Here is a 12,181-nt window from a genome sequence, read left to right as displayed (position 1 = left end):
GAGATAACCCGCCACCGAAGCCGCCGCCCCCGGTCGGCCTTCGCTGCGACGCCAATCTCACCAATTGCCGAATCGGAGACCATCCGTAATTCAGCTGTGCGGAACCCCGCCACCGGCCGGGGTTTCTCACGAATGCTTATCGATGTATTCGGTCGCGTCCTTGTCGCGGTTGTCGATGCCGGTGATGGCTTCGCGTTCGGCGTAGAACCGCATCCATTGCAGAGCCAGCTCGTTCCTGAGTTCGAGCGACGCGCTCTTAATGAAGTCCGGCATTGCCTCCCGCTCTTCCTCGTCGAGGTGTTTACCGTTCTGCTCGCGGGCCTCGTGAACGGCCTCGAACCACTCGGAGCTGCCCGGCTCGAGCCGGCGTGACCGACGGACGGCATCACGAATCGCGTTGTGATCGGTAATGGCGTCCTCGGTCTCGTCCTCCGGGTCGCCTTCGGGATTGCTGGGATGGTCATGGCCACCGTGTTTGAGCAGCGCCGGGTAGAACACCGCTTCCTCTGCCTCGGCATGAACGTCGAGGCGGGCACCGAGAATGGCCCAGATTGCGGCAAGGTCGTCGTCGCTTCTCGCGTTGTCGAGCCGGAAGAACTGACGCCGAATCCAGTCGTGATCGGCGTAGATGAGGTCGATGATGTCGGCCATGGTTCAGCGCCGCCTTCTGCACACGGTGGGGACCCCTCTCGCTCGGAATTGCGACAAGGGGATTCACGCGCGCCGGGCCGCCTAAACCGCGACCCCTGATCACACCGAAATGCGCAGCATCGATACTCGCGCGAGATCGCGGCCCGGCGTCATTCCCGTCACGATTCACCAGTCGCCCCAAAGATTTTGACGCCCGCGATGATATATATGCCCGCATGGGGTGGCGCCGGTGAGACGCTTGATAACGTCTATCGCGTTGGCGGCAATAGTCGTTGCCGCCGCAATGACGCCGGTAAAAGCCAGGGCTGCAGACGAATCCGTCGCTGCGACAGTATTGACGATCAACCCCGCCTTTTTCCCGTTACCGTCGAACTGGTTGCGTGGCGAGCTTTTCGCCGCACCCAATGTGAAAGTCAAAGTCCCTTATACGAATCTGCCCAATGCTTACTTCGTCCATCAGGGCGCCGATATCCTCAATCAGCTCCTGCATTCCACGGCGGGCCGCAAGATCGTCCTCGGTCACAGCGAAGGCGCTCAGGTGGAGGACGATTGGTTGCGCCGGTACGGCCCCGGTAGTGATATCGATCCCGCAAGCGTCACGTTCATTCTCACCGGTGACCCGGAGAACAAATACGGCGGTTGCACTTTCATCTCCAACAGCGGATGCAACGCGGCGTATGGCGGCAGGGGATTCCCGGCCGACACCCGTTACACGGTGAAAGTCTTGATCCGGCAATACGATTTCTGGGCGGACTGCCCGGGTGACCTGGCGAATTCGGTGGCGCGTTTCAACAGAGTGGCCTCCAACTTCGTCGGCGGTACCGGTGAACTGCGGGGCCCGCATCTGGACTACAGCAAGCTCAGCCTGACCGACCCGGGGAACAAGTCATACGTCGAGGGCAACGCCACCTACATTCTGGGCGCACCGGCCACGTACTACCTGCCGATGGTCACCTGGCGGTTGGAATCGGCCGAGAACAAGCGAATCCACGAACTGCAGTGGCGCCCGATGGTTGAATCCGCCTACAACCGGCCGATGGGGACGCTCGATCTGCCGGGCTGATCACTCGCGTTCCCGCCCGGTGATCAGCTTGCGGATCGTCTGTACCTCGCTGTCGGCGAACGGCCGCCCGTCGGGCTGCAGGAGGTCGGCGAACCACTGTTTGGGTACCGCCGTCGCCGGATGGTCCCACGAACTCCACGGAAAATAGGTCTGGGTCTTGCCGGCGACCAGTCCCCAGTTGAGCGCACCGACGTTGTGCCGCTTGGCAATCGGCAGCACGCCTTCGACCGTGCTGCCCAGTGAGCGAGCCAGGTACTCGGTGCAGATGATCGGGCGCCCCAGCGGCTCGAGTTCGTTGATGCGGCCCTCGAATTCCCCCGGCGGGGCGTAACTGTGGAATGTGATCACGTCGGCGTTGTCGAGCTGAATGCCGGCGATGGCGCTGCGCGCACCGGGATCGCCCCAATTGCCCTGCCAGACCCCACTTGTCAGCGGCTGCACCGGATCGACCGCGCGCGCCCAGCGAAACACCTGGGGGAGCAGGGCCGCGACCCGGTCCAGCTTGTCCTTGCGCTCCACCTTGCGGTACTCGCGCGCGGGATTGTCCGGTTCGTTCCACAGGTCCCAACCCAGTACCCGGTTGTCGTTGCGGAACTGGCTCAACACACCGGTGACGTAATCCTGCATGACAGCCGCGTAGCGCGGGTCGTCGATGTGCTCGGCGCCCGGCCCCTGCACCCACCCGGAGTTGTGCACGCCCGGTGTGGGCGCGCGCTGCCGACCCACCCGCGGAAACGGATCCCAGCAGGAGTCGAACAGCACGAACAGCGGCTTGATGCCGTGCCGCGCCGCGATGCCGACGAACTGGGCCAGCCGACCCTGGAAGCCCGCCCGGTCCTGCGCCCAAAGCTGGTCATGCAGGAAGACCCGCACCGTGTTGAACCCGTGAAACCGCGCCGCTCCCAGTTCGTTGTCGATGCGCCGGGGATCGTAGGTGCCGGCCTGAAACATCTCGAGCTGGTTGATCGCGGTCGAGGTGACGTAGTTGACGCCGACCAGCCACCCCTGCGCCTGATACCAGTTGTGCGCACGGTCGGCCGGCCAGCGGCCCGCCTCGGCGGACGCCCGCGGCGTCCGGGTCAGTGCCGTGGCGGCCGCTAACGCCAGTGGCAGCTTCAGAGCGGTTCGGCGTTGCACCCAGCGACGGTAAGTTCGGAACGCAGCACACGTCCCGCGGCATACCGGGCCGCGACAATTTGAGGGTGGAAATTGTTATCCCGCCGTCACTTTCGACATCAGCGAGCTAGCGCAGTTTGCGGCCGTAGCTGTCGGTGACGCTGCCGGTGAAGATCATGATCGCGTCGACGAAGCCCCAGATTCCGACGCCGGCCAAGATGAAGATGCCGATGCCGCAGAGGACGGTGAGGACAAGGCCGGCCAAGCCGAGGCACAACTGAATGACCGCGATCTGGGTGGACTCCAGATAGAAGCGGCCGACCCCGAACGCACCGAAGAACAGCTGAAGCAGTCCGGCGGTGGTGGCGGACTTGTCCGACAGCGGCATCCCGGTGGCCGGATCCCGCCCGAACGGCGCCTGCGGATCGACGCCGTAGCCCCCATAGCCGGGATATTGGGGGACGGACGGATACTGCGGGGGCGGCGGTGGCTGGCCAGGCTGGTATGGCGGCTGGGGTGGCTGGTAGCCGTAGGGCTGCTGTCCCCAGGGCGGCTGCTGCTCGGGGTTGCCGGGGTAATTCGGTGTTCCCATCGGCTCTACCTAACCACTGACGATCAGCGGAAGCGAGATCATGCCCGCTCCGCCGGTCACCACCAGAACCCAGCGGCCGTCGACCGGCAGAGTGACTTCAATCGGAAAGATCGCGAACCCGAGCTCGGCGATGGTGGCTGCCTCGGGTAGTTCGAATTCGATGTTCAGCGGCTCGTCATCGGTCGGTGGGCGGATCTCGACGTCGACGCGCCGCTCCGGGCTGTCGGTCTCCGCCTGCGTCAGCACCACGAGCAGGAATTGGGCCAGCCGATCGGCCTCGACGGCGAATCGCAGCAGCACACCGCCCGAAACGTTGAGTTTGTTGTCCGTCGCCGAAGCAGCTTCGGCCAGAAAGGCCCCGACTATCACTGGGTGAAACTACCGCTCCCGCCCGAGATAAGCACCGCCGACGTCCGGGCCGGCTACTGCTGAGGCTGCGGGGCGCCGCCGCCGTACCCCAGCTGTGAGGCGGTGTAGCGGGCGCCATCGGTGACCGGCACGGCCTGTACCGCCGTCCCGTAGGCACAGATCTCGGTCCACACGTCACCGAGCTCCGTCGTGTCAAAGCGCATCGCGACGATGACGTTGCCGCCCTTGGCGCGCGCTTCGTTGATCAGCCGGGACATCGCTTCATTGCGGCTCTCGGCCAGGTTCTTGGTCATGCCCTGCAGCTCGCCGCCGAACATCGACTTGAAGCCGGCACCGAACTGCGCGAAGGCATTTCGGGACCGCACGGTGAGACCGAAGACTTCGCCGCAGACGCGCTGGATTTCCCAACCGGGGATGTCATTGGTAGTGACGACGAGCACCGGAGCTGCCTTTCTTGTTGAACGGGGCGACGCGATTCCCGCTGCAGGGTACCGCTCACCGCGTCTGTGTGAAGTGTTGCCCGATGTTTTCGGCCGCAGCGCGGACCAGCTCGCCGAGGCGACGGACTTCGGCGCCGGTGAGTTCGGCGAATGGTGCGACAGTGACCGACATGGCGACGAGACCGTCGGCGTCGAAGACCGGGGCCGAGATGGTGGCGATATTGTGCGTCGCGTTGCCGGTCAATTCGGAGGACAGCACATCGATGACCGTCAGGTCGGCGAATGCCCGCGCAAGTCGCGCGGTGATGGCGTCGGGTTCACTGTCAGCGCCCAGCGCCCGGAGCGCCGTATAGACGCGGACGTACTCGCGGCTGAGTCGTTCGATGACATAACCGCGTTCCCGGATCTCGTTGAGCACCGTGGACATTCGGCGTGACAACGCCGTCGAGGGCTTGCCCACGCCTTGCAGCCACGCGCGCTGCGCACCGGCGGAGCCCCAGGCGACGTAGTCGCGGCCGAACGGTGCGACCAAGGGCATGCGCAGTTGCCGATCGATCCGCATGCCCGACGGTGATTCGCCCGCGCTGTCTATCACGACCAGGCTGTTCTGCTCGCGCCGAGCCAAAAACGTTTGCGTGCAACTAGATTCGGCGAGCTTATGCAGAATCCCGTGGTAGATGCGCTCGTCGGCGGCCTCGGTCAGCGACGCGATGCCCGGGCCGCGCGAGTAGGCGCCGGCAGCGTCGCGCACCAACCAGTCGTGGCTGGCCAAGGTAGTGACGATCGCATGTCCGGTGGCGCGGCTGATCCCCAGTTCGCGGGAGATCTCGGCCAGGGAGAAACTGCGCCCGGGCTGGGATCCCACCAGTTCCATGATGGCGACCACGCGTTCTGTCGGGGGAGACGCGGGTTGACGGCGCGACGTGTCTGCATCTACCGTGATTGTCATATTTTCGAATGCTATATCGAATATTCGACAACGCAAGGGCGGGAGGTGATCGGTGGAGGCCGGCGCTGGATCGACGAACGCTGATGTCATCGACTTCGACGACCTGACGTCGCCCCGCCTGACCGACGTCCAGCGCCAGATCCTGGAATTCACCGAGAGCCGCCACGTCGAGTTCGACATCGACACGATGCTCGCCGAGGCCCGCGGCCAGGCCGGGGCGGACGACCTCGACGACACCGACGGCATCACCGACCGGCTGCGAGTGCACGTCGCGGCCATCGAGGGAGACGACGGGTTGCGTCAACTCTCCCGCTCCACGCTGCGGCAACGAGTGGTGCGGCTGCTGCGCAACCGGTTGTCGCTGACCGACCTCATCAAGCGCTACCCCGAGATCGAGTCGATCCCGATCGAGAAACCGATCATCGTCGTCGGAATGCCACGCTCGGGCACCACCCACCTGGTGAACCTCATCGCCGCCGACCCCCGCCGGCGCGCGCTGCCGTACTGGGAGAGCCAGGAGCCGATCCCGGCCGTCGGCGAGGGGCCCGACATCTTCGGCGTCGATCCGCGATACACCCGGTGCAAGCAGGAACACGACGCGCTGATGGTCAGCGCGCCCGTCGTGGCGGCCATGCACGACCGTTTCCCGGAGGCCATCGAGGAGGAGGTCGAGATCCTGGATCTGGACCTGGCCGCCTACGTCCTGGAATGGCATGCGCGAGTGCCCCATTGGCGTGACTACTACCTGACTCTGGACCAGCACCGGCATTACCGGTACCTGCGAAAAGTGCTGCAGGCACTGACGTTTCTGCGTGGTCCGCGGACCTGGGTGCTCAAGAGCCCGCAGCATTGCGAGCAACTCGGCCCGCTGATGGCGACCTTTCCTGACGCCACGGTGGCTTTCACCCACCGCGATCCCGTCGCGGTGATCCAATCGGCGATCACCATGATGGCCTACTCCGACCGGCTGCGCCGGACCAGCATCGACCCCGCCTGGCTGTTGGACTACTGGAGCGACCGCGTGCACCGCTTACTCAGTGCGTGCGTGCGCGACCGCGAGCTGGTTGCGGCCGAACGCAGCATCGACATCAGCTTCCATCAGCTCAACGGCAACGAAATGCCGTTGCTGACCGAGCTCTACCGGCGTGCCGGCGCGGAACTGACCGACAAGGTGCAGCGACACTTCCAGAAGTACCTGGACGGCAACCCGCGCGGCAAGCACGGCCGGATCCAATACGACCTGCAGCGACACTTCGGCATCTCCCCCGACGAACTGCGTCAGCGATTCGACTTCTACTTCGACAGGTTCGACGTCCGCGCCGAATGAAGGAGATCCTGTGACAACCGAACCGGTGTACCGCAGCCGCCCGGGCGCCGATGCCATGCGTCCGGCATCCGCCGACCGCGCCGAGCCGATCGCCCCCGGAATCTGGTGCTCGCCGGGCCTGTCGAACGCCTACCTGCTCACCACCGACGAGGGCCGGGTCATCGTCAACACCGGGATGGGCTTCGAGGGCCCGGTACACCGGGCCAATTTCGATGCTGTCGACGCCTCGCCGGTGCGCTACATCATCTTCACCCAGGGGCACGTCGACCACGTCGGCGGCCTGGATAGCGTCCGCGATCCTGACACCGTCGTTGTCGCACAGGCGAACTGGAAGCTGTGGCGCGACGACAACGAACGGCTCATCCCCTATCGCGCCAGCCGCAGTGCGTTCGCGTTCCAGGACACACTGGCCACCGGCATCCGGGCCATTCAACAGCGGCTGGGCACCAGGAAGCTGCCCGGGCAGAGTGTTCCCACCGTCGACCTCGACTTCGACGACACGCTCACCCTTCAGGTCGGCGGCCGCCGCCTGGAACTGATCTCGGTGCCCGGCGGCGAGACCACCGACTCGCTGGTGGTGTGGCTCCCGGAGGAACGGATCTGTCTGTGCGGGAACACTTTCGGACCCATCTTCGGACACATTCCCAACCTGGTCACCATCCGCGGCGACCGGTACCGCGACGCACTGACGGCGATCTCCTCGGTGGAACGGGTGCGTGAGCTGCGGCCCGAGTTACTGGTCACCGGCCACTTCGACCCGATCGCCGGCGCGGAGCGTATCGACGCGGAGCTGACGCGGCTGCGCGACGCCATCAGGCACATTCATGATGAAACGGTGGCCGGCATGAACGCCGGAAAGGACGTGGGCCAGCTGATGCGCGAGATCACGCTGCCCGCGGACGCCGAAGTGGGCCAGGGGTACGGCAAGGTCGCCTGGGACGTGCGGGCTATCTGGGAGAACTATTCCGGTTGGTTCCATCACCGCTCGACCACCGAGCTCTACCCGGTCGGGTTTGACGAAGTGTCGGCCGACATCGTCGAACTCGCCGGTGCCGACGCACTGGTCGACCGCGCGCGGAGTCACCTGTGCGCCGGGCGGCCGCTGCACGCGGTCCACCTCGCCGAGCTGGTCTCCCGCGATCACCCCGGTGCGCGCGAGGTGCTCAGGCAGGCGCATGAAGACCTACTGGCGGCCAGTGAAAACTTCTGGGAAACAAGCTGGCTCAAGAAACAGATAGCGAGAAACTCATGACCGCACGGGTCAGCTTCGACTTCACCGGCACCACGGCGCTCATCACCGGAGGTACCAGCGGCATCGGTCACGCGATCGCCACCCTGTTCCGGAACGCCGGAGCCGGGGTGAGCATCACCGGAACCAGGGGCAGCGCGGGCGAGTACGACGCCGACCTGTCCGGCATGACCTATCACCAATTGCAGATCACCGACCCGGACTCCGTTGACGCGCTGGCCCAGCGATTCAGCGCACTCGACGTCTTGGTGAACAACGCGGGAGCGAACTTCCCGGGAGGACTCGACGAATCCAAGCCGGACGGATTCGAAGCGTCGGTGGCGCTCAATCTGACCGGACCGTACCGGCTTACGGTCGGGCTGCGCCGCGCGTTGAAAGCATCGACGGCAACGGGTGGGGCCAGCGTGGTCAACCTGGCCTCGATGTCGGCACTGCGCGCCGTCCCATTGGTGCCCGGCTACGGTGCCGCCAAGGCCGGAATCATCTGCGTCACAAGGAACCTCGCGGTGAAGTGGGCGCCCCAGGGTATCCGGGTGAACGCGGTGGCGCCGGGCGCTGTCGACACCCCGATGACCGCACCCATGCATTCGGTCACCGAACTGGTGGAGGCCGAATTGGCGCATGTCCCCCTGCGACGCTTCGGGGCGGTCTCCGAGATCGCGCCCACGGTAGCCTTTTTGTGCACCGAACACAGCAGTTACACCACCGGTGCGGTGTTCGTCGTGGACGGCGCATCGGACTGCATCTGAGGACGGAATATGGCGCACGCACTTCGGCCTGAGGACCTCTACCACACCGCAATCGTGGTACCCGACCTCGACGCCGCGATGACGCGGTTCACCGCGCTGGCCGGTTACCGGTGGATCAAGCCCATGCGCTACACGCTGCCCTTCCGCACCGGGACCGGCACCCGCGAACTGACGTCCAACTTCACCTACTCGCTGCAGGCCCCGTACTTGGAACTGATCCAGGAGGTTCCCGGTACCCCCTGGGTGGCGGCCCCCGGCAACGCCGTTCATCATCTCGGTTATTTCTCCGACAACCTCACCGAGACCGCTAAAGCGTTGGAGGGCAATGGGTTCTCCTTCGAGATGACCGCCGATGTGCCGGGCTCGACGCTCGCGATGTTCGCCTACTACGTCGACGCCGGCGGCACGCGCATCGAGATCGTCGACCGAGCGCTGTTCCCGGACTTCGCCGCCTTCCTGCAGTCCCAGGCTCTGTGACCGGCATGATCCTGACCGTGCTGCGGTTCAATTTCGCCTCGCCGCAGGGAAATCCGCGCAGACAGAGCGAATTGCTGAACGCCGCACTGGAACTGGCCCAGTGGGGTGAGTCGCACGGGATCACCACGGTCAGCGTCGACGAACACCATGCGACCGGGCACGGCTGGAGCTGCAACCCGATCATGGCCGCGTCATTGTTCCTGGCCCGGACCACGACCATGATCGCCAGCGTGGACTGCGCGCTGGGTCCGCTCTGGAATCCGGTCCGCCTCGCCGAAGACATCGCGCTCGTCGACAACATGAGTCGCGGCAGGCTGCACACCACGGTGGGCCTGGGCTACCGCACCGTCGAATACGAGGCACTCGGTGTGGATTTCACCCGGCGCGGCAAGCTGATGGACGCCCTGGTCGAACAAATGCTGGCCCGGTGGGCCGGCACCGAAGACGGTGTCTGCACCGGAACCTGGACCAGGCCGCACCCGCCGTTGTACGTGGGCGGAGGCTCGCTCGCCACGGCGCGGCGCGCGGCCCGATTCGGGCTGCCGCTGAGCCTGGCCGATCACCTGCCCGACGTGGCGGACCACTATCGCGAACTGTGCTCCCGAGCCGGTGTCAAACCGTTCGTCATCATGCCGGGTCCGGTCAACAGGGGAATGATCTACCTGCACGAGGACCCGGACCGGGCCTGGGCCGAACTGGGCGGGCACATCCTCTGGGAGGCAGTGACATATGGCGGGTGGTCGGCCGACGAACGATCGCTGATGCACCTGCCCGGAGTTCAGACGCTCGAGGAGGTCAAAGCTTCCGGGCGCTACCGGTTCCTCACGCCGGAGCAGCTGATCGCCGAAGTGCGGGCCGTGGACTACTACGGCCCGATCGTGCTGCACCCACTGGTGGGCGGAATGCCCGTCGAGGAGGCGTGGAAGTCGGTGCAGCTACTCACCGACCGGGTGCTGCCCGCGTTGACCTGAGGTCTGGCCTAATCGCCCGGGACAAGCGAGCGCCCGAACGTCAGAGCCCGAACGCCGGACCCTGCGGCGGCGGCGTGAATTCGGTGACCAGCACCGGAAGCGAAATGGCCCCGGTGCCCCCGGTTACCACCAGAACCCACCGGCCGTCACTGGGCAAGGTCAGCTGGAGCTCGAAGAACGCGAACCCGGGGAACTCGGCCACCGAGGCTTCGGGCACCTCGAACTCCAACCGGATCGGGTCGTCGTCCGTCGGCGGGCGCATCTCGATCTTCAGCGTCCGATCGGTGTTGCCGGGCTCCGCCTGGGTCAGCACCACCAGGACGAAGCGGGCTGAGCGGTCGGGGCCGAGCGCGAATCGAGACAGCACCCCACCCGACACATTGAGTTTGTTGTCGACGACGGCGGCCGCGTCGGCCAGGAAAGCGCCCGTAAGTATCACGCCGCTGAACCTACCGCAGCGCTTCGCGCCGCCGAAATTCGTCGACGCGCGCAGTGTCGCGATGTGCGCTGGGGTTTAACGGCGCAACGCGCGATACTGAGGCCATGCCTGATCGCAACGTCCTGGGTGGCCCATTGGAACCCTGCGGCACCGATCCGGTCACCGGCTTCTATCGGGACGGGTGCTGTTCCACCGGCGATGAAGACCGCGGACTGCACACCATCTGCGCCGTCGTGACCGCCGAGTTTCTCGAGCACCAGCGATCGATCGGTAACGACCTGTCAACGCCGGTGCCGGAGTACCGATTTCCCGGGCTGTTGCCCGGCGACCGTTGGTGCGTCACGGCCCGTAACTGGCTACGGGCCCACAACGACGGCTGCGCCGCGCCGGTGGTTTTGGCCTCCACCCACGAGCGCACGCTGGACGTGGTACCGCTCGAGGTGCTGCAGGAGCACGCGGTGGACGTGCCCGACGACCTGGCTAACCTGTGATCACGGGACCTCGGTCGAATACAGCCACGCATCCCACAGCGGCCGCAGTGACTCGTCGCTGTAGTTGGCCGCCAGCCCGGTGAAGTCCTCGGTGCTCGCCGTGCCGTGCCGGTAGCGGGTCGTCCAATCCTTGAGCAGCGCAAAGAACTTGTCGTCGCCCAGCTGTCCGCGCAGCGCGTGCAGGGTCAGTGCGCCGCGCTTGTAGACCCGATCGTCGAACATGTCCCGCGGCCCGGGATCGGCGAGCAGCAGATCCTGCGGCTTCTGCCGCAACTGGCCGAGGTGATACCGGGCCAGGGCCACGGTGCTGGACCCGCCGCTGCGCTCCGACCACAGCCACTCCGCATAGGACGCGAACCCTTCATGCAGCCAGATGTCGCGCCACCGGCGCGCGGTCACCGAATTGCCGAACCACTGGTGCGCCAGCTCGTGGGCGATCAGTCTCTCGCTGCCCCGGTTGCCGGTGCAGTGATTGGCGCCGAAGATCGAAATGCCCTGTGCCTCTAGCGGAATCTCCAGGGCATCGTCGGTCACCACGACCGTGTACCCGTCGGCGAGCGGATAGGGCCCGAACAAGTCGATGAACACCGCCATCATGTCGGGCTGACGGGCGAAGTCGTGGTCGAAGTTGTCCTTGAGGCGTTCGGGCAACGCCGCGCGGATCGCGACCGGAGTCCTGGCCAGCCGAACCGACTCGTACACACCGATCTGCAGGGTGATGAGGTAGGTCGACGTCGGCTCCGGCTGTTCATAGGTCCACACGGTCTGCGACGCCCGCGCCCGCGACGACACCAGCTTGCCGTTGGCGATGGCGCGGTATCCGCTCTCGGTGCTGATCTGGATCCGGAAGGCGGCCTTGGCGCTGGGGTGGTCGTTGCAGGGGAACCAGGACGCGGCTCCGTTGGGCTGCCCGGCGACCAGGGCGCCGTCGGTCAACTCCTCGAATCCCACGTCGCCCCAAAGGGTTCGGAGCGGCTTGGGGTTGCCCCCGTAACGCACCACCACCGACATCGCGGCGCCGGTCGGCAACTTCGACTCCAGTGCGATGCGCAACTTGCCGCTGCGGCAACTGAAGCGGGCGGCGCGCTTGCCGTTGACCGAAACCCGGGACACCGACAGCGCGCTGGACAGATCGAGGGTGAATTCCCCCAACTCGGCCGAGGTCACCGCGGTGATGGTGGCAGTTCCGGACAACCGATTGATCGAGACCTTGTACTCGAGGTCGAGTTCGTAACGTGACACCGTGTAACCGAAGTTGCCGTTCTGCGGCAGGTAGGGGTCCATCGCCTGGCTTTGCG

At 65.6% G+C, this 12,181-nt stretch carries 16 protein-coding genes; 7 read left to right on the top strand and 9 right to left on the bottom strand.

Annotated features, from left to right (window positions below):
* Positions 1-126: 126 nt before the first annotated feature.
* Entirely contained in the window at positions 127-651 is a 525-nt protein-coding gene (locus QXH22_RS27025) for a hemerythrin domain-containing protein (protein ID WP_306277530.1), read from the bottom strand.
* 165 nt (positions 652-816) lie between these two features.
* Positions 817-1,068 (bottom strand): hypothetical protein, encoded by a 252-nt coding sequence (locus QXH22_RS27020; RefSeq protein WP_306277529.1) that lies wholly within the window; start codon positions 1,066-1,068, stop codon positions 817-819.
* Here QXH22_RS27020 and QXH22_RS27015 point away from each other — a divergent pair.
* Positions 1,058-1,714, top strand: coding sequence for a PE-PPE domain-containing protein (locus tag QXH22_RS27015; protein WP_306277528.1), 657 nt, complete (start codon positions 1,058-1,060; stop codon positions 1,712-1,714). The genes QXH22_RS27020 and QXH22_RS27015 overlap by 11 nt on opposite strands.
* Here QXH22_RS27015 and QXH22_RS27010 read toward each other — a convergent pair whose 3' ends face one another.
* The 5 genes from QXH22_RS27010 to QXH22_RS26990 form a co-directional block, all read right to left on the bottom strand.
* A complete protein-coding gene (locus QXH22_RS27010) occupies positions 1,715-2,851 on the bottom strand; it encodes a cellulase family glycosylhydrolase (protein WP_306277527.1) in 1,137 nt (378 codons plus the stop codon). It abuts the gene before it with no gap.
* A 106-nt stretch (positions 2,852-2,957) separates the two neighbouring features.
* Positions 2,958-3,422 carry a TM2 domain-containing protein gene (locus QXH22_RS27005; protein WP_306246879.1) on the bottom strand — a complete coding sequence of 155 codons (465 nt, stop codon included), beginning with the start codon at positions 3,420-3,422 and terminating at the stop codon, positions 2,958-2,960.
* 9 nt (positions 3,423-3,431) lie between these two features.
* Positions 3,432-3,791: a hypothetical protein gene (locus QXH22_RS27000; protein ID WP_306246880.1), complete on the bottom strand. Its 360-nt coding sequence runs from the start codon at positions 3,789-3,791 to the stop codon at positions 3,432-3,434.
* Between the two features lie 53 nt (positions 3,792-3,844).
* The gene (locus QXH22_RS26995) at positions 3,845-4,231 is read right to left on the bottom strand and encodes a YbjQ family protein (RefSeq protein ID WP_306246882.1); all 387 of its coding nucleotides are present in this window, start codon (positions 4,229-4,231) and stop codon (positions 3,845-3,847) included.
* Between the two features lie 55 nt (positions 4,232-4,286).
* A complete protein-coding gene (locus QXH22_RS26990) occupies positions 4,287-5,180 on the bottom strand; it encodes a helix-turn-helix domain-containing protein (RefSeq protein WP_306246884.1) in 894 nt (297 codons plus the stop codon).
* A gap of 52 nt (positions 5,181-5,232) precedes the next feature.
* On the opposite strand from QXH22_RS26990, the gene QXH22_RS26985 reads away from it, so the two are divergent.
* From QXH22_RS26985 to QXH22_RS26965, 5 genes are read left to right on the top strand one after another with little or no spacing between them, the layout of a single operon-like run.
* On the top strand, positions 5,233-6,507 hold the full coding sequence (locus QXH22_RS26985; RefSeq protein WP_306277526.1) for a sulfotransferase: 1,275 nt from the start codon (positions 5,233-5,235) through the stop codon (positions 6,505-6,507).
* Between the two features lie 55 nt (positions 6,508-6,562).
* Positions 6,563-7,759 carry an MBL fold metallo-hydrolase gene (locus QXH22_RS26980; protein WP_306277619.1) on the top strand — a complete coding sequence of 399 codons (1,197 nt, stop codon included), beginning with the start codon at positions 6,563-6,565 and terminating at the stop codon, positions 7,757-7,759.
* The gene (locus QXH22_RS26975; protein ID WP_306277525.1) at positions 7,756-8,505 is read left to right on the top strand and encodes an SDR family NAD(P)-dependent oxidoreductase; all 750 of its coding nucleotides are present in this window, start codon (positions 7,756-7,758) and stop codon (positions 8,503-8,505) included. The genes QXH22_RS26980 and QXH22_RS26975 overlap by 4 nt, the downstream gene beginning before the upstream one ends.
* A 9-nt stretch (positions 8,506-8,514) precedes the next feature.
* On the top strand, positions 8,515-8,982 hold the full coding sequence (locus tag QXH22_RS26970) for a VOC family protein (RefSeq protein WP_306277524.1): 468 nt from the start codon (positions 8,515-8,517) through the stop codon (positions 8,980-8,982).
* A gap of 5 nt (positions 8,983-8,987) precedes the next feature.
* Positions 8,988-9,953, top strand: coding sequence for an LLM class flavin-dependent oxidoreductase (locus QXH22_RS26965; protein ID WP_306277618.1), 966 nt, complete (start codon positions 8,988-8,990; stop codon positions 9,951-9,953).
* A gap of 40 nt (positions 9,954-9,993) precedes the next feature.
* Here QXH22_RS26965 and QXH22_RS26960 read toward each other — a convergent pair whose 3' ends face one another.
* Entirely contained in the window at positions 9,994-10,392 is a 399-nt protein-coding gene (locus QXH22_RS26960) for a hypothetical protein (protein ID WP_306246892.1), read from the bottom strand.
* Positions 10,393-10,496: 104 nt separating this feature from the next.
* Between QXH22_RS26960 and QXH22_RS26955 the strand changes: the two genes are divergently transcribed.
* Complete coding sequence (locus QXH22_RS26955) at positions 10,497-10,883, top strand: DUF2237 family protein (RefSeq protein ID WP_306246894.1); 387 nt, start codon at positions 10,497-10,499, stop codon at positions 10,881-10,883.
* Here the strand turns inward: QXH22_RS26955 and QXH22_RS26950 are convergent, their stop codons facing one another.
* Positions 10,884-12,167 (bottom strand): M1 family metallopeptidase, encoded by a 1,284-nt coding sequence (locus tag QXH22_RS26950; protein WP_306247948.1) that lies wholly within the window; start codon positions 12,165-12,167, stop codon positions 10,884-10,886.
* Positions 12,168-12,181 lie beyond the last annotated feature (14 nt).

It is taken from the genome of Mycobacterium sp. TY814 (assembly GCF_030755175.1).
In the GTDB taxonomy this organism is placed as follows: domain Bacteria; phylum Actinomycetota; class Actinomycetes; order Mycobacteriales; family Mycobacteriaceae; genus Mycobacterium.
The sequence above is the reverse complement of the archived record's forward strand: the minus strand, read 5'-3'. Positions and strand labels throughout refer to the sequence as shown.